Genomic DNA, 23,339 nt, shown 5'->3' with positions numbered 1-23,339 from the left:
ACCCGTGCTCCGGACCGGCCTCACGTCAGGGCCACAGACAGCCACCAGCCCACCAGCACGCCCCGCGCCAGCCAGAGCACGGTGCGCGCCCAGTTGGACGTGACCAGGCGCGTGTGCAGGGCCGCATCGAAGCCGTGGGAGAGCCGTCCGTGAACCGGCGCCTGCACCGCGGCGGTCGAGAGCCAGATCATGACGATCAGTGCCAGTCCCAGCGCGGCGGACGCGGCAGGCACGGTAGGAGGGGGCCGCAACGCCAGGGCGGCCCCGGTGGCGAGTTCGGCCAGCATCAGCGGCGCGACCAGCCACGTGATGCGTGTGACATGCTCGCGCTGATACTCGGCGTACCCGGCCGCTCCGACCCGCGCGAACAGGGGGTAATGGACGACCTGGATCGTCAGGATGAGCCCCACCAGGACCCACGTCACCGCGGCGTGCAGGACGAGCAGCATGGACCGAGTGTGACAGCCAGGGTCAGCCGTGGTGCGGCGAGCTCACGCGCCCGGCAGGCCCAGGTAGAAGGTCGCGCCCCGGTCTACGGCCCCCTCGGCCCATACCCGGCCGCCATGGCGCGTCACGATCCGCGCCACGGTCGCCAGCCCGATGCCGAGGCCCTCGAACTCGTCAGCGTGGTGCAGGCGCTGGAACACCCGGAAGAGTTGGTCGGCGTAGCGCTCGTCGAAGCCCACGCCATTGTCCCGGACCCACAGCGTGACGGCGCCGTCGTGCTGCGTGGCGCCCACCTCGATCCGGGCCACGTTGCGGGTCGAGGTGTATTTCAGCGCGTTGGACAGCACATTGATCAGGGCGAACTTCAGGAGTTGCCGGTCGCCGCGCACGGCGGGAAGCGGCGCGACCTGCCACTCCACGTCGCGGTCCTCGTGCTCGGGATGCAGCGCGGTGCGCACCTCGTCCACCAGCTGGTCGAGCGGCACCTCTGCCGTCTTGAGCGGCGCCTGCGAGAGCTTGGCAAAGGAGAGTAGACCGTCGATCAGGCTGCCCATGTGCTGCGCGGCCGTCTCCACCCGGCCGAGCAGGGTCTGTTCGGCCGGGTCGAGCTTATCCTGTGCCCTGCGGCGCAACAGTTGCGTGAAGCCGAGCACGTGGCGCACCGGCGCGCGCAGGTCGTGCGAGACGCTGTAGCTGAAGGCGTCCAGTTCGGCGTTCGCCTCGCGCAGCGCCCGGGTGCTGTCCGCGACGCGCCGGTCGAGGTCCTCGTTCCAGCGGCGCAGTTCCTGCTCGGCCCGCCGCAGTTCGGTCACGTCGCTGTGCAACCCCACCCACTCGCGGATACGTCCGTCGTCGTGCAGCAGCGGCACCCCGCACACCAGAAAGTGGCGGTAGGTGCCGTCGCCCACCTGCACGCGCTGCTCGACCTCGTACCGGTCCCGGCGGGCCACGGCGTCGTTCCACGCTCTCACGGCGTGGTCGCGGTCGTCCGGATGCACCCGGTCCGACCATCCGAAGCCCTGGTATTCCGCCGGTGACTGACCAGTGAGGGCGGCCCAGCCGGGCTGCTCGCCGCGCATCTCGCCTTCCGGGGAGTTGGTCCACACGTACTGGCGGGTCGCCTCGGTCAGAGCCCGGTACCGCGCCTCGCTGGCCCACGTCGCGGCGAGCAGCGTGTCGTACGCCGAGTCGCGCCACGTCACGGCGCTCCAGCCGTCCAGCTGCACCACCGTCGCGTTCACGGACGCGCCACCCACGGGATCGGTCCATGACACGGGGCCGGGCACCACGCCCGCGCCCTCCACGAGGTCCAGGCCGGGCAGCACGCGGTGCAGCGGCCGGCCGTGCAGGGTCTGTGGGTCCGTCACCAGTGCCCGCCCGGCCGCCGCGTTCGCGTGCCACACGTGACCATCCCGGCCGATCAGCAGCATCGGGGTATCGGTCGCCTCGCTGAGTGTGACGAGCGGCGGTGGTGGCACGGCGGGCCGGGCGCTCATGCCCAGGCTCGGCCAGTGGAGGCCCGCGTTCCGGCGCGGGGAGCGACGCGATAAGTCAACACGCCGAAGGATAGCCCGGCCGTGCCGAACCACCTCCACGGCCGTGTAATTGAGACAATCTTGATCTATGCGCGGCGCGGGTCCGGCGATCGGGGCGTGAAGCCGGGTGAGCCTTCGCCGGATCTTGCCCGTGTCCTCAGTCGCCTCGGCGCGAGGGTACATGCCGCATCAACGTTCTGGGAGTAGAGCCAGCGTCGGACTCAAGTCCAATGGGATAAAGATCGTCGTCTGTGAAGCGGTGATCGGGGTACGTCTGATGGGAACGTGGCCGGGGCGTGGGTCTGATCCGGGGAGGGGCTTTTTCACGCCGCCGTCGAATACCCCCGCAGGCATTCGCCTGGAGATGATCGACACCAAGCTGTTCTGGTGTAATCGTCGGATTCAGCCCGTCCCAATCGGGGATGGGGACAGCCTTGACACGAGATGCCATGTGGACAGCATGACGCCCCACCCCAGGCGTCTGGAGTGAGGCGGACTGTGACGTCACGTCGGCTGGCAGTGTGTTTAGTGGTGGCGATGACGACGTACCGAAGTGTTCAGGCACAGCGCGAGGCTGTACCTGCTGACACAACGTCATGCGCCGTGTGGAGGCAATCTCCCAGCTGGTTTAAATGACGCTCTGCCGAAGGCTCGCGCGTCAGGCGTTGAGCGCCGAAGTGTTGATCGTGCCGGCGAGGTCCGTGAGGAGGGCGTCGGTTTTCTTCTCCTCGCTCTCGGTCATACGCAGGGTTTCCACATGCTGTGACTTGCCGAGCACCTCGGCGTAGCGCGCGACGGTGCCGTACCCAGCGATTTCGTAGTGTTCCACCCGCTGCGCGCACGCGATCAGGCCGGCGTCCTTCACGGCGTCGGCGGCCTGCTGTTCGATCATCTCGCTGCCCTCGGCGATCAGGCCTTTCATGGCCTTGCAGGTGTGTCCGCCGGGCTGCTCACCCAGGTCCGCGAACACACTTTCCAGGCGGCTGACGTGCTGGCGGGTCTGTTCCAGGTGCGTGCGGAAGCCGTCCTTGAGTTTGGGGTCGGTGGCCGCCTGCTCCATCTTGGGCAGGGCCTCGACGAGCTGGGTTTCGGCGGAGTACAGATCCTTGAGCTGTTCGAGGTACAGGTCCTGAAGGTTCTTCAGTTGGGTCATACGTCCTCCTGTGTGGGTGCTCCCAGCATGCCGACGCCACCTTCACAGGCCACAGGAATCACGTGAACCGGAGTTCATGGGGGGTGGCTCAAGGCCGAGCTGTCCTGTCCGGGGGAAGGCGACACAAACGCGGGACTTCTCACATCGTCGCCGCTCGCGGAAAGGGGCCTGACAGAAGAGCTGCTCTACCGTGAGCTCGTTCATGACGGCCCACTCCACCAGTCCTCCGCCATTGAATGACGCTGTGACCGGTCAGAACGAGGTCAACGTGCATCCCGTGCCCACCGGGTCACCGGACGCCCGCACCGCGGAAGCGGCGACCGTCGCGGACCGGCGGGAACTGGCGCTGCTCAACCGGGCGCTGCGGGCGCTAGACGTCGCGCTCGACCGGGACGCGCTGTTTCAGGAGGTGATCGACGCGGTCCACGACCTGCTGGAGGTCGAGCACGTCGGGATTGGCCTGGTGAACGGTGATTGCCTCTCGCTGCGCGAGGTCGCCGGAAACGGAGAGTGGATCCAGCACTTCCCGCTGGGCTCCGGCGTGGCCGGGCAGTCGATTCGCAGCGCCCAGGCCGTTCTGGTCGAGGATGTGGCAACGGACCCGCATTACTACCCCATGCACCCGGGGGTGGTCAGCGAGATCTGTGTGCCGCTGCTGGACGCCGGGCGAGTGGTGGCGCTGCTCAACGTGGAGAGCGTCGCCCGGCGCTTGAACGAGCGGGACCTGCGCCCGCTGGTGACGCTGGGCACGTGGCTGGGCCGCGCCCTGGAACGCCGCCGGGTGCAGGTGGAAACCGAGCGTCAGCGCCGGGCGCTGGACCTGCTGCACGAGCTGCGCAACGGATTCGATGCCGCGCCGGACCAGGGCGCGGCCATCCGGGTGGTCGTGGACGGCCTGAGCCGCACCTTCGGATACCCGCATGTGAGCGTGTACATGCTGGAGGGGGACGTGGCCACGTTGCAGCATCAGGTGGGCTACACGCGGGTCATCGAGCACATCGCGCTGACGCAGGGCGTGCTGGGCCGATGTTGCCGCAGCGGAGAGGTGCAGTGGCTCCAGGACGCCGTGCACGATCCGGTGGTGCTGCGCGCTGAGGACATGGTCACGTCGGAACTGTGCGTGCCGCTGGTGCGGGACGGTGAGGTGATCGGAGCGCTGAACGTGGAGACCCTGCGCGACGCCCCGCCCCTGCAGGACTGGGACTATCAGGTCATCGTGTCCGTGGCGGGGTACCTGCAGCAGGCGCTGGAACGGCACCACCTGCACGAGCGGGCGCGGCAGCAGGAGGCCACGTACCGCCTGCTGGCCGAACACATGACGGACCTGGTGTGCCTGCACGAGCCGGACGGCACCCTGACATACCTCAGCCCGAGCGTGCAGTCCCTGCTGGGTTACGCGCCCCACGAACTGCTGGGCCGCTCGCCGTGGCCGGTGCTGCCCCGGGATGCGCGCCGCAGCCTGGCGAACCTGCAGCCCGGCGCCCCGGAGACCCGGCGCTGGCGGGCGTGGCACCGGGACGGCCACGAGGTGTGGCTGGACACGACCGTGTCCCGCATCGCCAGCGACGATTCCGGCGTGTTCCTGTCGTGCTCGCGCGACGTGACCGAGCGCCAGCGCGCCAAGGAGCGGCTGGAGTGGGAGGCGACGCACGACAGCCTGACCCGCCTGACCAACCGCGCGCAGCTCTACGCCAGCCTGGAACTCGAGATGGCCCGCGCCCGGCGCTCCGGGCGACCGGCGTACGCGGTGCTGTACCTGGACCTCAACCGCTTCAAGGTGGTGAACGACAGCCTGGGCCACAGCGCCGGCGACGAACTGCTCAAGGCCTTCGCCGGCCGCCTGCGGGCCACCATGCGGCCCGACGACCTGGTGTGCCGCCTGGGCGGGGACGAGTTCGCCGTCCTGATGACCGGGCTGCCCCTGCCGTGTCTGGAGGAGGTGCAGGCGGCGGCGGGCCGGCTGCTGCGCGCCCTGGAGTCGCCGTTCAGCCTCCACGGGCACGCGGTGCGCGTGACGGTCAGTATCGGGATCGCGCCGGGAGAACTGCACCACGCCACGCCGGCCGACATCCTGCGCGACGCCGACCTGAGCATGTACCGCGCCAAACGCGATCCGCACCACGCGGTAGCGACCTTCAGCGCCGACATGCACGACCACGCCGTGCGCCAGCTGACCCTGGAGGGCGACCTGCCGCACGCGGCCCAGCGCGGCGAGCTGGAGGTGCTGTACCAGCCGATCGTGTGCCTGGACACCGGCGAGACGTCCGCCATGGAGGCCCTGGTGCGGTGGCGGCACCCGGTGCTCGGCATGGTGTCGCCGCTGGACTTCATTCCGCTGGCGGAGGAACTGGAGATCATCTCGGGTCTGGGCGCCTTCGTGCTGGAGGACGCGTGCCGCACCTTCGCGCGCGTGCCGGGGACCTGCCGCGTGCAGGTGAACGTCTCGCCGCGCCAGTTCCGGGGATCGTTCGTGCGGACCGTGCAGGACGTGCTGGCCCGCACCGGCCTGGCGCCTGCCCGGCTGGGGCTGGAGATCACAGAGAGCGCCCTGGTCGAGGACGTCGAGGAGGCCGCCCGCACCCTGGGCGAGCTGCGGCACATGGGAATCAACGTGCAGATCGACGATTTCGGCACCGGGCACTCCAGCCTGGCCTTCCTGCACCGCTTTCCCGTGGACGCCCTGAAGATCGACCGGGCGTTCATAGCCAAGCTCGGTGAGGACGACGTCAGCGCGGACCTGGTGCGGACCGTGCTGCTGCTGGGGCAGGCCCTGCGGGTGCCGGTGATCGCCGAGGGCATCGAGACCGCCGCGCAGCGCGACCAGCTGATCGCCCTGGGCTGCCGGCGCGGCCAGGGCTACCTGTTCTCGCGGCCGCTGGACCGCCGGGCGGCGCTGGCGTGGGCCGGCGCTCTGCCGGGCTGAGCCCCGCGCCTCAGCGCCCGGCTGGGGCGGGCCGCGACAGTTTGCCGGCGATCACCGCGTGACGGGCGCCGGTGGTGCCGGGCAGGGTGTTGGGCCAGCCCTGGTAGGCGTGGTAGCCCAGCACCGCGAAGGCGGCGGCCTCGCGCGCGCCGGAGTTCCAGCCGCGTTCCTCGAAGGTCAGCACCGGAACCGGCGCCAGGGCGGCGCGCAACTGCGCCATCAGGGTGGGGTTCAGCGCGCCGCCCCCGGCCACGACCACTTCATCCAGGCCCAGCGGCAGCACGAACTGCTGGTACGCGCGGGCGATGGTCTGGGCGCTGAAGGCCGTGACGGTCGCCGCGACGTCCTCGGGGTTCAGCTCGAACACGCCGGGCAGGCCCTGGAGATTCCAGCGTTCGCGCCCGGTGGACTTCGGCGGGGGCGCGAGCAGGTACGGGTCGTCCAGCCACGTGCCGATCAGGGAGTCCGCGACGTAGCCGCGCGCGCCCAGGCGGCCGCCGTCGTCGTAGCGGCGGTGAAAGAGCCCGGCGGCCTCGTCGATCAGGGCGTTGGCGGGGCCGGTGTCGAAGGCGATCACGCCGCGCTCGTCCAGGCCAGGCAGGTACGTCAGGTTGCTGATGCCACCCAGGTTGTGCACCGCGCGGCGCACGCCGTCCTCGGCGTACATGATGCGGTCGGCGAAGGGCACCAGCGGCGCGCCCTGCCCGCCGGCGGCCATGTCCGGTGGCCGGAAGTCCGAGATCACCGGTTTGCCGGTGCGCTCGACCAGCACAGAAGCCTCGCCGATCTGGAGGGTCGAGCGCGTGTGCCACCCGCGCGCGGCGTCCGGTGCAGGGATGTGGTGCACCGTCTGCCCGTGGCTGGCGATCAGGTCAGCGTCCGCAGCAAGGTCCGCGGCGGCGTCCGCGAGGACCTCGCCCAGCCAGAAGTGCGCCTGGGTGATGTCGCTGGTGCGCGCCTCGTCCCGGCCGGCAGCGAGCAGCGCGGTCCGCAGGTCGTCGCGGAAGGGCGTGTAGCGGTGCTCCAGCACCGTGACGCGCGGCACGGGCGCGGTCAGAAGGGGCGGCCCTCCGGAGTCGCCGAGGGCGGGCCAGCCGGGCAGCTCCACCAGCACGGCGTCAATGCCGTCCACGCTGGTGCCGGTCATCAGGCCCAGCACGCGCGGCGCGCGGCTCACGCGGCCGCCCGGGTGGAGAGGGGAGCAGGGAACGGGTCGTCGTGGAGCACAGCGCCTTGGGTCACGGTGGAGTACCTTCCTGATGGAGCCGTCCGGGTGGGGCACGGCGAAGCGTCCTGATACCACGACTATACCAGTTGAATACCAGAATGGAACCTACTACACTCCTCTCGTCGCACCAATCGCACCAGTGGTCTATGCCCGTGTCACCCCTGCGGGCAGGAGGAAGGACATGAAAACGTTCCTGAGAGCCGCCCTCGTCAGCAGCATGCTCCTGGTCACCGCCTCGGCGCAGCAGGTCACGCGCGGGGGCACCCTCCAGCTCGCCGTGGACCAGTCGCCGGTGGGCCTCGACCCGCACGTCGCCACCGCGTTCTCGACCTTCGTGGTGACCGGCCAGATCTACGAGGGCCTGCTCGACATCGACCCGGCGCTCAAGATCCGCCCGCTGCTCGCCAGCAAGTACACCCGCAGCGACGACGGCCTGACCTACACCTTCACGCTGCGCTCCGGCGTGAAGTTCCACAACGGCGATCCCTTCACGGCCGCCGACGTCGTGTACTCCATGAACCGCGTCAAGGACTCCAAGACGGCCTCGCCGCTGGCCAGCCGCCTCGCGTCCGTCACGTCCGTGAAGGCGAGCAGTCCCACGCAGGTCACGTTCACCCTCAGCAAGCCCTACGCGCCCTTCCTGAGCGAGGTGGCGACCATCGCCATCGTGGATCAGAAGTACGTCGAGGGCGGCGGCAACCTCCAGCGCGCGGCGGTCGGCACCGGGCCCTTCGTGCTCAAGCAGTGGATTCCCGATACCGCGCTGCTGCTCGACAAGAACCCCAGCTACTGGGCCAAGGGCCAGCCGTATCTCGACGGCCTGAAGTTCAACATCGTCCCGGACGCCTCGACCAGGCAGCTCGGTCTGCAGAGCGGCACGTATCAGTTCCTGCCCAACATCGACGCCAGCGTCGCCGTGACCCTCAAGGGCGCCCGCAGCGTGCAGCTGCTGCGCTCGCAGGACCTCGCGTACAGCCTGCTCGGCATGAACGTGACCCGCAAGCCCTTCGACGACCCGCGCGTGCGCGAGGCGCTGAACTACGCGATCAACCGCCCGGAGATCGTGCAGGGCGTGTACTTCGGGGATGCCCAGCCCGGCGGCCCGATCCCGCCGGCGCTCAAGGCCTACGCCACGCCGGTCAACAACTTCCCGTGCTACAGCTACAACCCCGCCAAGGCCAGAGACCTGCTCCGGCAGGCCGGCTACCCGAACGGCGTGGACTTCTCGATCCTGACGTTCTCGACCATCAAGACGGTGGCCGACACCGCGCAGGTGTTGCAGGCCGAACTCGCCCCGGCCGGCTTCCGCGCGAAGATCGACATCCAGGAGTTCGGCTCCTTCGTCCAGAACTGGCGCAACTCCAACTTCGACGCCTTCGTGTCGCAGAACGGCGGCTCCATCGACCCCGACGGCCAGCTGTACCGCACGGTCGTGTCGGGCGGCTCCACCAACGTCTTCAAGTACAAGGACCCGGCGGTGGACGCGCTGCTCGAACAGGGCCGCTCGACCACCTCGAACGGCAGCCGCGTCCGCACCTACGCGCAGCTCCAGAAGACCCTGGCGTGCCGCGGGCCGCTGGCCTTCCTCGCCTACGGCGCGCTGTACTCGGCCGCCCGCAGCGAGGTCAGGGGCTTCACGCCCAATCCCACCCGCTCGCTCGCGGCGCTGAAGACCACGTGGATCAGCAAGGAATGACTGCCGGATCTGTGCGGCCATGCTGAGCTACGCCGCCAGACGGCTGGTCGATCTGCTGGTCATCCTGCTGGGCGTGTCCGTGCTGGTGTTCCTGATGATCCGCCTGATCCCGGGCGACGCGGTGCAGATCCTGCTCGGCGCGAACACCGAGGTCACGCCCGAGCAGATCGCCCAGATGCGCCACACCCTGGGCCTGGACCAGCCGCTGCTCACGCAGTACGGCGGCTGGCTGGCCGGGGTGCTGCGCGGCGACCTGGGCAAGAGCGTGTGGACCGGCGCGCCGATCAGCCAGGAGATCCTGGCGCGGCTCCCGGTCACGCTGGAGCTCACGGTGCTGCCGCTGCTGCTCGCCAGCGTCCTGGCCGTGCCGCTGGGCCTGCTGACCGCGTCGTGGCGCAACTCCGGCGTGGAACGCACCATCCGCTTTTTCACCATCGCCGGGATCACCACGCCCGCGTTCTGGCTCGGCACGCTGTTCATCTACGTGGCGTTCGTGGTCGCGCCGGACTGGGCGACCATCGGCTACGTGCCCTTCACCACCGATCCGCTGGGCCACGTGTCGCGGCTGGTGCTGCCGGTCATCGCGCTCGCCCTGCCGCTGCTCGCGGGCCTGATCCGCATCCTGCGCTCGTCGCTGCTGGAGGTGCTGGGCCAGGATTTCATCCGCACCGCGCGCTCCAAGGGCCTGTCCGAGCGCCGGGTGCTGTACCGCCACGCCCTGCGTAACGCCATGGTGCCGCTGCTGACGGTGCTGGGCATCCAGGCCGGCTACCTGTTCGGCGGGGCCATCGTGGTCGAGCAGGTCTTCGCCATCCCCGGCTTCGGGCGCCTGATCGTGGGCGCCATCAATGAACGCAACTACGCGCTGGTGCAGGGCGCCATCCTGGTCGTCACCGCCGGCTTCGTGCTGATCAACTTCGTGGTGGACCTGCTGTACGCGGCCGTCGATCCCCGCGTGGAGTATCGGTGAGCGCCGCGACGCAGCCGGAGACGGTCCCCATTCGGCGTGTCTCAAACGGCCTGCTGGCCCGGCTGTGGCGCGACCCGCTGGGGCGCCTGGGCTTCGTGCTGAGCGTGCTGGTGCTCGTGCTGGGCGTGTTCGCCGGTCCTCTGGCGCCGGTCGATCCCTTCCGGCAGGACATCCTGCACCGCCTCAGCGGCCCGTCGGCGGGGCACCTGCTCGGCACGGATCAATTCGGCCGCGACACCCTGGCCCGGCTGCTGTACGGCTACCGCTCGTCGCTGGGCGTGGCCTTCGGAGCGGTGGGGATCGCGCTGCTGATCGGCGGCACGCTGGGCATCCTGGCCGCGTACGTGGGCGGGTTGCTCGACCGCGTGGTGATGCGCGTAATGGACGTGCTGCTGGCCTTCCCGGTGATCCTGCTCGCCATCGGCATCGTCGCGGTGATCGGGCCGGGGCCGGCAAATTCGGCGCTCGCCATCGGCATCGTGTACATCCCGACCTTCGCCCGGCTGCTGCGCGCCCCGGCGCTGGTGCTCAAGTCCAGCGAATATGTCAGCGCCGCGCAGGCCCTGGGTGCCAGCGACGGCCGCGTGATCTTCCGGCACATCCTGCCGAACATCGTGGCCGTGCTGCTGGTGCAGACGTCGCTGGCCCTCTCGACCGCCATCCTGGTCGAGGCGTCCTTGTCCTTTCTCGGCCTGGGCACCCGCCCACCCACCCCCAGCCTGGGCCTGATGCTGTCCGAGGCCCGCTCGTACCTGACGCTGCAACCGTGGCCGGCGGTGTTCAGCGGCCTAGCCATTCTGGTCGCGTCGCTCGGCTTCAACCTGCTCGGCGACAGCCTGCGCGACGTCCTCGATCCCCGGCTGCGCGGGCAGGACTGACCTGAACACCCCGGCCTTCACCCGCGACCGTCAGGCCGGGCTCGGGTACGCCGGCTTCGCGCTGTACACCTATGCCGTCGCCCTGCTGGGGCCGGCCGTGCCGTTCCTGCGTGCAGAACTGCACCTCGACTACGCGCTGGCGGGCCTGCACGCGACCATGTTCGCTGCCGGAGCAGTGGCCGTTGGTGCCGCGGGCGAGCGCCTCACCGCCCGGGTGGGCCGCGCCGGCAGTGTCCGGCTGGGCGCGCTGGGTACCGGGCTGGCGCTCGCGCTGCTCGCGGCCGCGCACAGCCCGGTGCTGAGCCTGCTGGCCGCCGCCGTGCTGGGCGTGGGCGCCACGGTGCTGGTCACCACCGCGCAGACGCTGCTGGCCGACCGGGACGCGGCCCACCAGCGCACCGCGCTCGTCGAGGCGGGCATCGTGTCCAGCGTCAGCGGCAGCGCCGCCGGCTGGCTGATCGGCACCCTTCAGCAGGCCGGCGCCGGCTGGCGGGCCGCTCTGCTGCTGCCGGTGCTCGCGGCCGTGGCGCTGTCGGTGTGGAGACCGGGCACACGACCGGAGGTCGCGGCCGCTCCTGCTTCCGGCCGTCCATCGCAGCCCCTGCCACGCGCCTTCTGGCGAAGCTGGGGTCTGGTGTTCGCCATCGTGACGGTCGAGTGGGGGCTGTCCTTCTGGGGCGCCGCCTACCTGACCACCCGCGGCCTCGCGCCGGAGGCGGCGGCCCGGACCTTCAGCGCGTACCTGCTCGCCCTGCTGGCCGGTCGGCTGCTGGGAGGCGTGGTGATCCGCCGGGTGCGGGCCTCAACGCCCCAGGTGATCGGCGCGGCGCTGGCCGTCACGGCCGCCGGCTTCACCGTGTTCTGGCTGGCCCCGGTGTCCGGGTGGCGGGCGGCGGGTCTGATCGTCACGGGACTGGGCGTGGCGAACCTGTATCCGCTGGGCCTGTCGCTGGCGCTGGCAGCCGCGCCGGACGCGCAGGACCTCGCCAGCACGCGGATCACGCTGGCGGTCGGCGTGGCGATCCTGCTCGCTCCGCTGGCGCTGGGGGCGCTGGCCGACCGGTTGGACCTGCAGGTGGCGTACGGTCTGGTGCCGGCCGCGCTGCTGGGCGCTGCCCTGCTGCTGGACCGCCGCCCGCCGCCGGGCTGATTTCACGACACAGGGCACGGCGGCCGGAGGATGCTCCCCTCGGCCGCCGTGCCCCCATTCCCGCTCAGCCGATGATCAGGTCGTCGAGCTGTCTCGGGTAGAACGTCAGGATCTCCATACCGCTGTCCGTGATCAGGATGGTGTCCGAGTGCCGGAAGCCGCCCAGGCCCGGCACGTACAGCCCCGGCTCGACGCTCAGCACCATGCCGGGCCGCAGCACGCGCGCGTCGCCCCGGTCGAGGAACGGGGCCTCGTGGATGCGCTGCTCCAGCCCGTGCCCCACGTGGTGCCGCCAGTACGCCTGGAGGCCCTCGCGGTCGATGTACGCCTGCACCGCGACGTCCACGCTGGCACATGTCGCGCCGGGCTTCAGGGCCTCGAAGGCGATGTCCTGGAGCGCCAGCATGTGCGCGAAGAAGGTGCGCTGCTCGGCCGTGGGCTCGCCCATGAACATGGTGCGTTCGAGTTCGCTGAGGTAGCCCCCGACCCCCGCTCCGGCACCGGTCACCAGGGTGTCGCCGGCCTGGAAGCGCACGCCGCTGGTCATGGCGTGCGGCAACGCGCTGGCCGCTCCGATCTGCCCGCGGTACAGCGCGACCGCGCCGCTCAGCCAGCGGTTGGGGGTGCGGCGCTGCTCGCCGATGGCCGCCACCATGGCGGCGGTCGCCTCGCGGGTCGCGCGCGCTTCCACATCGGTCTCGCTCGCGCCGATCTCGGTGTACTTCTGGAGCAGGCGGTGGGCGTGGTCGCCCCAGCGCACGCTCTCGCGGATCAGCGCGAGTTCCGCCGGCGATTTGAGCGCCATCTGCTCGTCGATCCCCGGCGAGACCCGCAGCACCGTCGCGTCCGGCAGCACCTCGCTGACGGGCGGCCCGCTGTAGCCCATCACGGCCGGGTAGCCGTCGTGGTCCACGCCGATCCGGCCGCGATCCAGCCCCAGGGCTTTCAGGTGTACGGCGAGGCGCTGCATGGGGTGGACGTCGCCGGGGTACTCGGGGTAGTCCACCACGCGCTCGGCCTGCGCGAAGGTCTGCGCGTGCTCCCGTTCCAGACGGGGCACGAACAGGTGCCGCTCCCCGCCGGGCAGGATCAGCAGGGCGATAGGCCGCTCGGTCGCGTGGAACGCGAAGCTGGCAAAGTACTGGATGAACTGGTCGTCGAACAGCACGGCCGCGTCCGTGCCCGCCGGCAGGTGCTCGAAGACGGTCCGGGCGCGCTGGGCGCGTTCCTCCGGCGTGATCGGCTGAACGACCGGGTCCGCCGTCGTGCGGGCGCGGGGGCCGGCACGTGCCGCGCCAGGAAGTCCCGCACCACGCCCAGGTAACGCTCGCGTTCCTCGATGTGCGGCGAGTGCCCGCTGTGCTCGAACACCACGAACTCATTGTTCGGCAGGCCTGCCGCCAGCTCTTCTGAGGCCTCCAGCGGCGTGATCCAGTCCTCGCGCCCGACCGTGACCAGCACCGGCACCCCGATCTCGTGCAGGCGGCCGGTCAGGTCGTAGTCCGGCTGGTTGCGGCTGAAGGCCCAGTTGTGCGTCTCGTACCGGAAGGGAATGCGCGCCAGGCGCTCGGCCTCGGCGGCCGGGTCGCGCTCCACGGTGTACAGCGGCTGGATCATGGCGAAGCTCTCGCGGAACTCGTCGTCGCTGGCGACCTTGCCGGCGAACAGGCGCTCCAGCCGCTCCTGATCCATCGGGAAGCCGCTGCTCATGGCGCGGTCCATGCTGGTGCCCTGGAAGCGGTTGCTGGCGGCGGTGTCGCGCAGGATCACCGCGTGGACGTGCTCCTGGTGGGCCAGCGCGTACTCCAGCGCCAGAAAGCCGCCGTAGCTGCCGCCCAGCACCACGATCTTGCCGAGCTTCAGTTCCACGCGCAGGGCCTCCAGATCGGACACGAACTGCGCGTGCGAGTACGGCTCGCCGGCCCCCGACTCGCCGTTGCCGCGCTGGTCGTAAGAGACCAGACGGTAGGAGTCGGTCAGCGGCTGGAACGCGGCCCAGTCGCCGGCGCGGCTGCCCATGCCGGGCCCGCCGTGCAGGGTCACGATGGCCGTGCCCTGGCCGCCGTCCTCGTACACGAGTTCCACGCCGTTCACGGTGACGCGGCGGCTCACTTGTACCACGCCTCCTTCAGCACGCGCATGATGTTTCCGCCCACCGCCTTGCCGATGTCCTCGTCGCTGTAGCCGTGCGCCACCAGCCAGCGGACGATGTTCGGGAAGGCCTCGGCGGGGTTCTCGATACCGTCCACGAACGGCACCTTGTCGTAGCTCAGGTGCCCGCGCGACGCGCCGATGGACAGCGCCTCGGTCAGGGCGTCGTGCAGACCGACGTGGTCACCGAACAGCACGTCGGGGCCGAAGGCCACGTGGTCGATGCCGACGAGGTTCACGCAGTACTCGAAGTGCTCCATGAACGACTCGATGGTGTGCCGCGAGTGCTTCTCGGTCAGGGTGGTGTGCGGCGCGGCCTCGATGCCGATCACGCCGCCCTTCGCGGCGCAGGCCCGGATCACGTCGTCGGGCTTCAGGCGGTTGGAGTTCCACAGCGCCCGAGCGCCTGCGTGCGTGATGAAGATCGGCTTGTCGCTCACCTCGATGGTGTCGAGGGCCGTCTGGTCGCCGGAGTGGCTCACGTCGATGGCGATGCCGAGCTTGTTCATGCGCTTCACGGCCTGCCGCCCGAAGGTGGTCAGGCCACCGTCACGCGGCTCCTTCAGGCCGCCGCCGAGCTGGTTGCCCTCGCTGTACGCGATGCCCAGGCAGCGCACGCCGAGTCCGTACAGGATGTCCAGGCGGTCGAGTTCGTTCTCGATCATCGCCGCGCCCTCGATGGACACGATGAACGCGATCTGCCCGTTTTTCTTGGCGTTCACGATGTCCTCGGTGGTGCGGCACAGCACGACCATGTCCTGGTGCGCGATGTCCGACAGGCGCATCCCGAGGTCGTAGATGATGTCGTCCCACTTCCAGCCGCCGCGCGACGTGATCATCGCGGTGCCGTTCATCAGGTTGTCGAACACGGCGTCCAGACCCGACACGCTCAGGCCCTCGTAGCCGGTGAAATCGCGGCCCCAGCGACGGAATTCCAGGAACTGGCTGAGGTCCTCGGGCGCCACGAAGCAGTGGTCGTGCAGCGAGATCATCAGCTGCTCCTGGAACAGGCGCCGGACGCGGGCCTCCTGCTCGGGCGTGACCTCGGGGCGGCGGCTCTGGACGCGGTTCAGTTCCTGCGCCAGCGGGTAGACCTTGTAATCCTTGCCGGGCTCCAGGTACGAGAAGGACTTGTAGCCGGTGTAGTTCTTCTGCTGCATGGGGGCGTCTTGCGGGGCCGTTTTGTCTTTCACGTCAGTCATGGTCTTTCCTCTCGGGGCTGGTCCACAGGGGGCGGAACATCGGGTGGGGTGGTGGACGGTCGGTGCCGGACAGGGTGCCGAGGGTGCCGGCGGCGAGGCTGGCGGACGCGCTCAGGCCCGCGGCGCTGAGGTACGAACTGGCGAGCAGATGGTACGGGTGCCGATCCCACTCGCCGTACGGCGACGTCACCGGCGGTGGGGGAGACCGCAGGTGCTCCTCGGCCTGATCGAGCAGGCTGAGGATCTGCGCGGCGAGCTGCCGCAGCCCCACGAAGCCGTAGTCCTGTCCCGGCGCGGCCGGCGAGTCGAGCCACGGTCCGTACGCGGTCGGCACGGTGGTCAGGGCCATCACGTACTCGGCCGTGTCGGCGCTCAGGGTGGCGGCCTCGCTCAGCGCCGCCGTCCACAGGGCGGTGGGAGTGGAGCCCAAGAAGGCCGGCGCCCCACTGAGGTCCGGGGCCAGGGTCGTCAGGCGCTGGAAACGCTGGGAGGCGGTGCTCAGCGCATCCGCCACGTCCGTCAGGTCGGTGGTCATGGCGCTCACAGAGACAGACGGCTCGGCCCGGCGCCGGCGTCCGGACTGATAGAGCAGCGCGTTGCCGAACAGCCGGGCCGCTTCTCCCCAGCCGAGTTGAAGCGCGTCGAAGCCGAACTCGGGGTGCGAGCCGAACAGCACCACCGTGCCGTCTCCGAAGGGGCCGGCGACGACGTTCGCGGCGCGGGACTCGATCAGCGTGTCCACCAGCGCCGGGGCGTCGCCCGGCAGGCTGCGTTCCCACGGAGTGAAGGCCTCTCCAGCGGCCTCCACTCGTGTCACGGCGGCCACGTCCGAGCCGACCGTTGGAGTGAAGCACGGCCCGTTGTAGTGCACGACCTCGAAGTGCGGGGGCAGGCCCCGCGTCAGCCAGTGTGTCGGGGCGCTGACCGCGGCATGCAGCACGCCCACGCCGGGCGAGTCGAGACCGCCCAGCCCACCGTCGGCGCCGTTGGCGAGGGGCACGTCCAGCAGGTGCAGCGGGAGGATGGCCGGGTGCTGCTCGGCAAAACTCGTGGGCACGCGGGCCGGCAGGTACGCACCGGCGCAGGAGCCGACGTACATGCCGCCCCCGGCCACCCACTCGCGTATCTGGGTACTGCCCTCGACCCCCAGCGCCGCCAGCAGGCCGCCCATGCCCAGTAGACCGCCGCCGGGCATGACCAGCACGTCGTATCCGGCCAGGGCGCCGGCCTGGATGCGCTCGGCACTCAGGGGCTCCGGAACGCCGCCCCACTGGGCGACCAGCGCGGCGTGGTGGTACGGCGCGCCGCCCGAGGCGTACACCGCCACCCGCAGGCCGGGCAGCAGCGGGGCCAGTTCGGCGCGCAGCGCCGTCCACCACGCCGGTGCGGCGCTCACCGGCTCCTCGGGTCGGTCAGGTCGCGCAGCACGTTGCCGATCAGGTTGAAACACAGCACCGCCACCGCGATCATTAGCCCCGGGTACACCGCCAGGGCGGGCTTGACCCAGAAGTACGTCTGGGCGTTCTGGAGCATGTTGCCCCACGACGCCAGCGGCGGCTGGATGCCCAGGCCTAGGTAGCTCAGGCCAGTCTCGGTCAGGATCGACCACGCGATGCCCAGGGTGGTCAGCACCGCTGTGGCGGGCAGCGCCTGCGGGAAGATGTGCCGCCAGATGATGCGGCTGCTCGACGCCCCCAGCGCACGCTCGGCTTCCACGAAGTCGAAGTTGCGGATCTTGGTGACCTCGGCGTGCACGATGCGGGCCACCTGCGGCCAGAAGCCCAGGCCCACGACGATCACGACCACCGGCGGGCTGTTGCCCAGCACCGCCAGCGCCGCGAGGATCAGGAAGAAGCTGGGGATCGCCATGAAGGTGTCCACGACGCGCATCAGCGTGGTCTCCAGCCAGCCGCGGTGGTAGCCGGCCAGCGCGCCCACCAGCGAGCCGATGGTCAGGGCGACGACCATCGAGATGACGCTGATCATCAGCGTGATGCGCCCGCCGTACATCAGCCGCGCGAGCACGTCCCGACCGAGTTCGTCGGTGCCCAGCAGATGCTGCGCCGACGGCCCGGCCGTGGTGTTCAGCGGATCGGCGGTGATGGGCGACGCGGTGTACACCAGCGGCCCCAGGAATGCGGTCAGGTACAGCAGCGCCAGCACGGTCAGCGCGAGTGCCCCGACGGGATGCCGCACCAGCCGGGCGACCAGCCCGGCCCGGCGCTGGACCCGGCGCGGCGCGGCGGTCGGCGTGGCAAGTTCACGCGCCTCAGTCATGGCGGATCCTCGGGTCGACCAGCGAGTATGTGAGGTCCACGAGCAGGTTCGTGACGATCACCACGGCCCCGGCCACCAGCGTCACGGCCATGATGGTGTTGTAGTCGCGGCCCAGCGCGGCGTCCACCGCGAGGCGGCCCATGCCGGGCAGCCCGAACACGCTCTCGATGATCACCGAGCCGCTCAGGAGTGCCGGCAGGATCAGGCCGACCATCGCCACGATGGGCACGAAGGCGTTACGCAGGGCGTGCTTGCCGATCACGCGCTGCTCCCTCAGACCCTTGGCACGGGCGGTGCGCAGGTAATCCATGCCCAGCACCTCCAGCAGCGACGAGCGGGTGAAGCGCACCAGGTTCGGCAGCATCACGAAGGCCAGCACGCCGGCGGGCAGGATCATGTGCTGGAGCCATCCCACCGCCGAGAAGCCCGCGCTCGCGTCGTACAGCCCGGACGACGGCAGCACCTTCCACACCACCGAGAACAGCAAAATGGCCATGATGCCGGTCCAGAAGTCCGGGATGCTCATGCCCAGCGTGGTGATGGCGTTCACCACGTGGTCGAGCACCGAGTTGCGGCGCATGGCGGTCAGGATGCCCAGCGGAATGCCGATCACCACCGACAGCAGCAGCGCCGAGAGCCCCAGCTGCGCGGTGTTGCCCAGCCGCTGGCGCAGGATCGGGCCGATGGGCTGCCCGCCGTTGAGGGTCACGCCGAAGTTTCCCTGGACCACACCGCCCGCCCACTGCCCGTAGCGGCTGACGAGCGGCTGGTCGAGGCCCAGCTGTTTGGTCAGCGCGGCGCGTTCCTCGGCGGTGGTCTCGAAGCGCGACGCGGCGCTCGGCCCGCCGGGGGCGAGGTTGATCAGGAAGAACGTGATCAGCGAGATCAGGACGAGGACGAGCACGCCCTGCCCGAGGCGGCGAACCAGAAAACCCAGCATCAGTGCACCTCATGGACACGGGCGCCCGCGTGGGCGCCCTGTCCGCTTACTTCGTGACGAACCACTCGTTGGCGTACTGGAAATCGGCCGCCTGCGTGATGCCGCGCATGCCCTGGACGCGCTTGTTGTACGCGGTGATGCTCTGCGGGTACCACAGGTACAGGTACGGCAGCTCCTTGGCCATCAGCGCCTGCGCCTCGTTGTACACGACGCGGCGGGCGAGCTGGCTGCTGGCCTTGCGGCCGTTCTCGAGCAGCGTGTCCAGCTTGGGGTTCTTGTAGTTGGGGATGTTGTTGCCCACGTTCGCAGCCGAGGAGTCGTAGTACGGCAGCACGTCCGGGTCGGCCGGGGTGGACCACCACGCGGCAGACGCCTGGTAGTCGCGCTTGACGATCACCTGCTGGATGTACGAGTTCCAGTCCATGGTCTTGATCTCGGCCTTCACGCCGATGTCCTTCCAGTACTGCTGCACCAGCAGCGAGATCGGCACGAGCTGCTGGTACGACGCGGTGGGCATGCTGATCACGAAGGGCTTGCCGTCCTTCATCAGCGTGCCGTCCGGGCCGGGTCTCCAGCCGGCCTGCGCGAGCAGCGCCTTGGCCTTGGCGGGGTCGTAGGGGTACTGCTGGACGCTGGCGTTGTAGTACGTCTTCTGGATGGGTGCGATGGGACCGGTGGCGACCTGCCCGTAGCCCTTCAGGACGCTGGAGATCATGGCCGGGCGGTTGATGGCGTACAGCAGCGCCTGGCGTACGCGGGCGTCCTGGAAGCGAGCGTCGTCCTGGTTGAGCGCCACGAAGTAGTAGATGTTCGCGGTGGCGATGTCGATGGCGAGGTTCGGGCTGCTCTTGACGCGGTCGACCGTCTCGGGGTTGCCGATGGCGATCAGGTCCACGTCGCCGGACAGCAGCTGCGCGAGCTGTGCGTTGCTGTCCGGCACGACCTTGAAGGTCACGCCCTGGAGTTTGGGCTTGCCGCCCCAGTAGTTGTCGTTGCGCACCATGCGGACCGTCGCGCCGGACACCACCTGCGAGATCTTGAACGGCCCCGAGCTGACCGGGTTCTGCTTGTTGAAGGCCGTGAACTTCCACGGGTCCGTGACGCCCTGGAACGAGTGCTTGGGCAGGATGCCCGCGTAGTACGCGAGGTACGTGGGCAGCGACGCCCACGGGCGCGACAGGATGAACTCGACGGTGCTGGGGTTGACCACGTTCACCTTCGTCACCGAGTTGCGCCACGTGCTGCCCTGGTTGGCGCCGAGTTCCTTCTTCAGCACCAGGTCGTTGAAGGTGAAGGCCACATCGTCGGCCGTCAGGGGCTGCCCGTCGGACCACTTCACGTTCTTGCGCAGGTTGAAGGTCCACTTCAGGCCGTCGGCGGACGCCTTCCACGACGTCGCCAGGTCCGGCACCGGCTTGAGGTCCTTGTCCCAGCGGGTCAGACCGGGGAACAGCAGCTCGTTGATCAGGTTGGACTCGACGAAGGCGTTCGGGCTCCACGGGTTGAAGGTGGGGTCCGCGGTCGTCACGAAGGTGACGGTGCCGTTCGGGTCGGCACTCTGGGCGCCGGCCGCGCCGGCCAGAAGGGTACCGAGAATCAGCGTCATGGTGCGTCGTTTCATAGCTGCCACCTCACTCAAGGGGGAACGATGGGGACCGGTTGTGACCGAGCTGCCGGGAGATGCGCTGCGCGGCCGAGCGGATCGTGTCGCCGAGTTCCGCCAGCCGCGACGGAGTCATGCGCGACGCCGGACCGCCGACGCTGATCGCGCCGATGGCGTGCCCGGACGCGTTGAAGATCGGCGCGCCGACCCCGCGGGCCTCCTCGTCGATGTCGAGGTCGCTGATCGCGTAGCCGCGCAATCGGGTGAGGCCGAGTTCGGCCCGCAGCGCGTCCGGGTCCAGTTCGGTATGGGGCGTGAAGCGGGGCAGGGACGGCAACTGCGCCAGCAGGGCGTCCTGTTCCGCCGGGGGCAGGTAGGCCAGCACGGCCTTGGGACACGCGCCGGCGTGCAGCGGCGTGCGGCGGCCGGGCTCGGTGACCAGCCGCACCGGGCGCACCCCGTCGCGGTGATCCACGCTGGTCATCTGGTCGCCGTCCAGCACGAACAGGTTGACGGTCTCGCCGGTGGACTGCGAGACCTCGTCCATGAACGGCTGCGCGGCGCTGACGAAGGTCGGCTGCGGCTGAGACGCGGCGGCCAGCTGATCGACGAGCGTGGTCAGCACGAAGCGGTCGTCCTCGTCCATCCGGATGAAGCCCACGTGCTGGAGGGTCCGCAGGCAGCGGAACGCCTGGTTGCGGTCCAGGTCGAGCTGCTGGGCCATCTCGGAGGGTGTGTAGCGGTAGGGCGGGCGGCCGAACACCAGCAGGACTTCGAGTGTGAGGGCGGCGGACTGAATGAGGTAGCGCGGAACGTCCCTGGTGGCTTGGGTCACCGTGGCCTCCTGGTTGATCTTCTCAAACCGTTTGATTGATCCTAACGACATCATGAAGTCGGCGCAAGGCCCAGCGGGTCCAGCCGAGCCCACTCGCGTAGACAACTGTCGTCGAGCTTGTCCAATCGGAATGGCCACCGGGCACGTGACGCGCGTCGTTCGGCTACAAACCACTTCATGTCCGTCGCGTCTGGCGCGGCCCTCCACCGGGGCCGGTCCGGACCGCCATCCTCAGTTCTGACCCTGTTCTGCTACGCATTGCATACAAATTTTGAAATCTGTCGAAGGATCGCGTATTCTTTGGCCATACGAACAGCGCACTTCATCACTCGCCACCCAGGAGGGACATGCTCTCGCTCGATGATCTGGACTGGAAGATCCTGCGGTTCCTGCGCGCCGACGGCCGGACGTCGTTCCGGGAAATCGCCCGGCAGGTCGGCGTCACGGAGGGCACGGTGCGCAACCGTGTCAACGCCCTGACCGATTCGGGATCGGTACGCATCATCGCGGTGGCCGATCCCATCAGCCTGGGCGTGCCGATCCTGGCGACCACCTACGCCCGCATCCGCCCGGACGCCCTGGAGCGCTTCTGCACGCGCATGGAGGAGGCCAGCGAGGTCTGCTACCTGGGCGTGGGCCTGGGGCAGAAGAACGTGGTCGTGGAATCCATGCACCAGGATCTGCGCGGCCTCTTCGACTTCACGCAGCGGTACCTGAACCACCCCGACGTGCACGAGTACGACACCGTGCAGGTCATCAACATCCGCAAGACCGTGTGGGACTGGGAAACGGTCAACCCGTCCGCCCAGCCACAGCCCGATTCGAGTTCCCTGGAGGTCCTGAAATGAAACGATCCCTGACCCTGGCCCTGTCCCTCGGCGTGATCCTGCTCGGCGCGGCGCATGCCCAGACCCCGGTGCGCGGCGGCATCCTGAAGGCCGCGTGGACGCAGGAACCCGCCAACCTCGACCCGCACGTCACGTCCGCGTACTCGTCGTTCCAGATCCTCGAAAACGTGCTCGACACGCTGGTCACGGTGGACGCCAAGGGCAAGATCATTCCGTCGCTGGCGACCGCGTGGAAGGCCAGCGCCGACGGCAAGACCTGGACGTTTACCCTGCGCCAGGGCGTGAAGTTCAGCAACGGCCGCGCCCTGAGCGCCGCCGACGTCGCGTACTGCCTGAACCGCCTGCGCGATCCCAAGACCGGTTCGGGCAACGCGTACCACCTGTCGGGCGTGACGGCCGTGACCGCCCCCAGCGCGAACACCGTCGTGCTGACGCTGAGCAAGGCACGCACGAACATCCTGGGCGACCTGACCAGCAAGGCCACCGGCATCTTCGCCAAGGAGGGCGTGGCCGACAAGTCCGTGGCCACCCGGCCGGTGGGCACCGGCCCCTTCAAGATCACGTCGTACCAGCCGGGCGTGGGCGTCAAGCTCGCGCGCAATACCAACTACTGGCAGGCCGGCCTGCCGTACCTGGACGGCGTGGACATCCGCGTCGTGCCGGACGAGGGCGTGCGCCGCTCCTCGCTGGTCAGCGGCGACGTCGACTGGGTGATGGCCGTGCCGCCCCAGGACATCCCCACCCTCAAGACCAACGCGGCGCTGAAGGTCGACTCGATCCCGGCGTTCTCGTACTGGTACATCGGCGTGAACACCAAGCACAAGCCCTTCGACCAGAAGCCGGTACGCCAGGCCATGGCCGAGGTCATCAACCGCGACCAGATCGTGCAGGGCGCCATCTTCGGGCAGGGCGTCGCCAACCAGAGTCCCATCCCGGCCGTCAACGAGTTCGGGCAGACGTACGCGCCGTACACCGGCAGCCTCGAAAAGGCCAAGGCCCTGCTCGGCAAGGGCGGTGCGGTCGCCGGCTTCGAGACCAGCATCATGGTGACCGGGCAGTACCCGGAATCGGTGCGCATCGCGCAGATCCTCCAGGCACAGCTCGCGCCGCTGGGAATCAAGGCGAACATCCGCACCCTGGAGTGGGCGCAGTGGCTGGAGGAAGAGGGCAAGGGCAACTACGACCTGTACGTCCTGAGCTGGAACGCCATGATCGACCCGGACGAGTACTACTACGCGCAGCAGCGCACCGGCGAGGGCTTCAACTTCACCGGCTACAGCAACCCCGCCGTGGACAAGCTGCTCGACACCGCCCGCGTGGCGACCAGCGACGCCCAGCGCAAGCCGCTGTACACGCAGATCAACAAGCTGGTCGTGGACGACGCGCCGTATATCTACCTGTACAACCCGTCGAACGTGAACGCGTACTCGACGAAGGTGCACGGCTACGCCGCTCGGGCCGACCAGGCGATCAAGTTCGTGAACACCTGGCTGAGCAAGTAAA

At 69.5% G+C, this 23,339-nt stretch carries 19 protein-coding genes; 7 read left to right on the top strand and 12 right to left on the bottom strand.

The features are described 5' to 3' along the window. Positions 1 to 20: 20 nt before the first annotated feature. From HNQ07_RS10375 to HNQ07_RS10365, 3 genes are all read right to left on the bottom strand, one after another. A complete protein-coding gene (locus HNQ07_RS10375; RefSeq protein ID WP_184111376.1) occupies positions 21 to 449 on the bottom strand; it encodes a hypothetical protein in 429 nt (142 codons plus the stop codon). 42 nt (positions 450 to 491) lie between these two features. Continuing rightward, entirely contained in the window at positions 492 to 1,943 is a 1,452-nt protein-coding gene (locus HNQ07_RS10370; RefSeq protein WP_184111374.1) for a PAS domain-containing sensor histidine kinase, read from the bottom strand. A 697-nt stretch (positions 1,944 to 2,640) separates the two neighbouring features. Beyond that, complete coding sequence (locus tag HNQ07_RS10365) at positions 2,641 to 3,135, bottom strand: YciE/YciF ferroxidase family protein (RefSeq protein ID WP_184111372.1); 495 nt, start codon at positions 3,133 to 3,135, stop codon at positions 2,641 to 2,643. Between the two features lie 244 nt (positions 3,136 to 3,379). Here HNQ07_RS10365 and HNQ07_RS10360 point away from each other — a divergent pair, with 244 nt between their 5' ends. Next, the gene (locus tag HNQ07_RS10360; RefSeq protein WP_184111369.1) at positions 3,380 to 6,058 is read left to right on the top strand and encodes an EAL domain-containing protein; all 2,679 of its coding nucleotides are present in this window, start codon (positions 3,380 to 3,382) and stop codon (positions 6,056 to 6,058) included. Between the two features lie 10 nt (positions 6,059 to 6,068). On the opposite strand, the gene HNQ07_RS10355 is transcribed toward HNQ07_RS10360, so the two are convergent. Then, positions 6,069 to 7,235: an anhydro-N-acetylmuramic acid kinase gene (locus tag HNQ07_RS10355; protein ID WP_229831915.1), complete on the bottom strand. Its 1,167-nt coding sequence runs from the start codon at positions 7,233 to 7,235 to the stop codon at positions 6,069 to 6,071. A 232-nt stretch (positions 7,236 to 7,467) separates the two neighbouring features. Here HNQ07_RS10355 and HNQ07_RS10350 point away from each other — a divergent pair, with 232 nt between their 5' ends. The 4 genes from HNQ07_RS10350 to HNQ07_RS10335 are packed head-to-tail and all read left to right on the top strand — an operon-like array spanning position 7,468 to position 11,980. Beyond that, a complete protein-coding gene (locus HNQ07_RS10350; RefSeq protein WP_184111367.1) occupies positions 7,468 to 8,982 on the top strand; it encodes an ABC transporter substrate-binding protein in 1,515 nt (504 codons plus the stop codon). A 19-nt stretch (positions 8,983 to 9,001) separates the two neighbouring features. Further along, on the top strand, positions 9,002 to 9,952 hold the full coding sequence (locus HNQ07_RS10345; protein ID WP_184111365.1) for an ABC transporter permease: 951 nt from the start codon (positions 9,002 to 9,004) through the stop codon (positions 9,950 to 9,952). Further along, entirely contained in the window at positions 9,949 to 10,830 is an 882-nt protein-coding gene (locus HNQ07_RS10340) for an ABC transporter permease (protein ID WP_229831916.1), read from the top strand. The genes HNQ07_RS10345 and HNQ07_RS10340 overlap by 4 nt, the downstream gene beginning before the upstream one ends. Next, positions 10,805 to 11,980, top strand: a complete 1,176-nt coding sequence (locus HNQ07_RS10335; RefSeq protein ID WP_311733222.1) for an MFS transporter — start codon at positions 10,805 to 10,807, stop codon at positions 11,978 to 11,980. The genes HNQ07_RS10340 and HNQ07_RS10335 overlap by 26 nt, the downstream gene beginning before the upstream one ends. A 64-nt stretch (positions 11,981 to 12,044) precedes the next feature. Here HNQ07_RS10335 and HNQ07_RS10330 read toward each other — a convergent pair whose 3' ends face one another. The 8 genes from HNQ07_RS10330 to HNQ07_RS10295 are packed head-to-tail and all read right to left on the bottom strand — an operon-like array spanning position 12,045 to position 20,988. Next, positions 12,045 to 13,148 (bottom strand): M24 family metallopeptidase, encoded by a 1,104-nt coding sequence (locus tag HNQ07_RS10330; protein WP_229831918.1) that lies wholly within the window; start codon positions 13,146 to 13,148, stop codon positions 12,045 to 12,047. Next, the gene (locus tag HNQ07_RS10325; RefSeq protein ID WP_229831919.1) at positions 13,070 to 14,092 is read right to left on the bottom strand and encodes an alpha/beta fold hydrolase; all 1,023 of its coding nucleotides are present in this window, start codon (positions 14,090 to 14,092) and stop codon (positions 13,070 to 13,072) included. The genes HNQ07_RS10330 and HNQ07_RS10325 overlap by 79 nt, the downstream gene beginning before the upstream one ends. Further along, entirely contained in the window at positions 14,089 to 15,333 is a 1,245-nt protein-coding gene (locus tag HNQ07_RS10320; RefSeq protein WP_221274911.1) for a dipeptidase, read from the bottom strand. The genes HNQ07_RS10325 and HNQ07_RS10320 overlap by 4 nt, the downstream gene beginning before the upstream one ends. After that, positions 15,326 to 16,729 (bottom strand): BPL-N domain-containing protein, encoded by a 1,404-nt coding sequence (locus HNQ07_RS10315; protein WP_221274910.1) that lies wholly within the window; start codon positions 16,727 to 16,729, stop codon positions 15,326 to 15,328. Before HNQ07_RS10315 ends, HNQ07_RS10320 begins: the two co-directional genes overlap by 8 nt. Next, a complete protein-coding gene (locus HNQ07_RS10310; RefSeq protein WP_184111363.1) occupies positions 16,726 to 17,610 on the bottom strand; it encodes an ABC transporter permease in 885 nt (294 codons plus the stop codon). Before HNQ07_RS10310 ends, HNQ07_RS10315 begins: the two co-directional genes overlap by 4 nt. Beyond that, positions 17,603 to 18,550, bottom strand: a complete 948-nt coding sequence (locus HNQ07_RS10305) for an ABC transporter permease (protein ID WP_184111361.1) — start codon at positions 18,548 to 18,550, stop codon at positions 17,603 to 17,605. Before HNQ07_RS10305 ends, HNQ07_RS10310 begins: the two co-directional genes overlap by 8 nt. Positions 18,551 to 18,596: 46 nt before the next feature. Continuing rightward, the gene (locus HNQ07_RS10300; protein WP_184111359.1) at positions 18,597 to 20,171 is read right to left on the bottom strand and encodes an ABC transporter substrate-binding protein; all 1,575 of its coding nucleotides are present in this window, start codon (positions 20,169 to 20,171) and stop codon (positions 18,597 to 18,599) included. A gap of 10 nt (positions 20,172 to 20,181) precedes the next feature. Next, on the bottom strand, positions 20,182 to 20,988 hold the full coding sequence (locus tag HNQ07_RS10295) for an IclR family transcriptional regulator (protein ID WP_184111357.1): 807 nt from the start codon (positions 20,986 to 20,988) through the stop codon (positions 20,182 to 20,184). Positions 20,989 to 21,335: 347 nt separating this feature from the next. On the opposite strand from HNQ07_RS10295, the gene HNQ07_RS10290 reads away from it, so the two are divergent. Together HNQ07_RS10290 and HNQ07_RS10285 are read left to right on the top strand one after the other, a co-directional pair. Further along, positions 21,336 to 21,836, top strand: coding sequence for an Lrp/AsnC family transcriptional regulator (locus HNQ07_RS10290; protein WP_184111355.1), 501 nt, complete (start codon positions 21,336 to 21,338; stop codon positions 21,834 to 21,836). Then, a complete protein-coding gene (locus tag HNQ07_RS10285) occupies positions 21,833 to 23,338 on the top strand; it encodes an ABC transporter substrate-binding protein (protein ID WP_184111353.1) in 1,506 nt (501 codons plus the stop codon). The genes HNQ07_RS10290 and HNQ07_RS10285 overlap by 4 nt, the downstream gene beginning before the upstream one ends. The last annotated feature ends 1 nt before the right edge of the window (position 23,339 follow it).

This window comes from Deinococcus metalli (genome assembly GCF_014201805.1).
GTDB lineage: Bacteria > Deinococcota > Deinococci > Deinococcales > Deinococcaceae > Deinococcus > Deinococcus metalli.
Note: the sequence above shows the minus strand (reverse complement) of the source record. Positions and strands in the feature narration are given on the sequence as shown.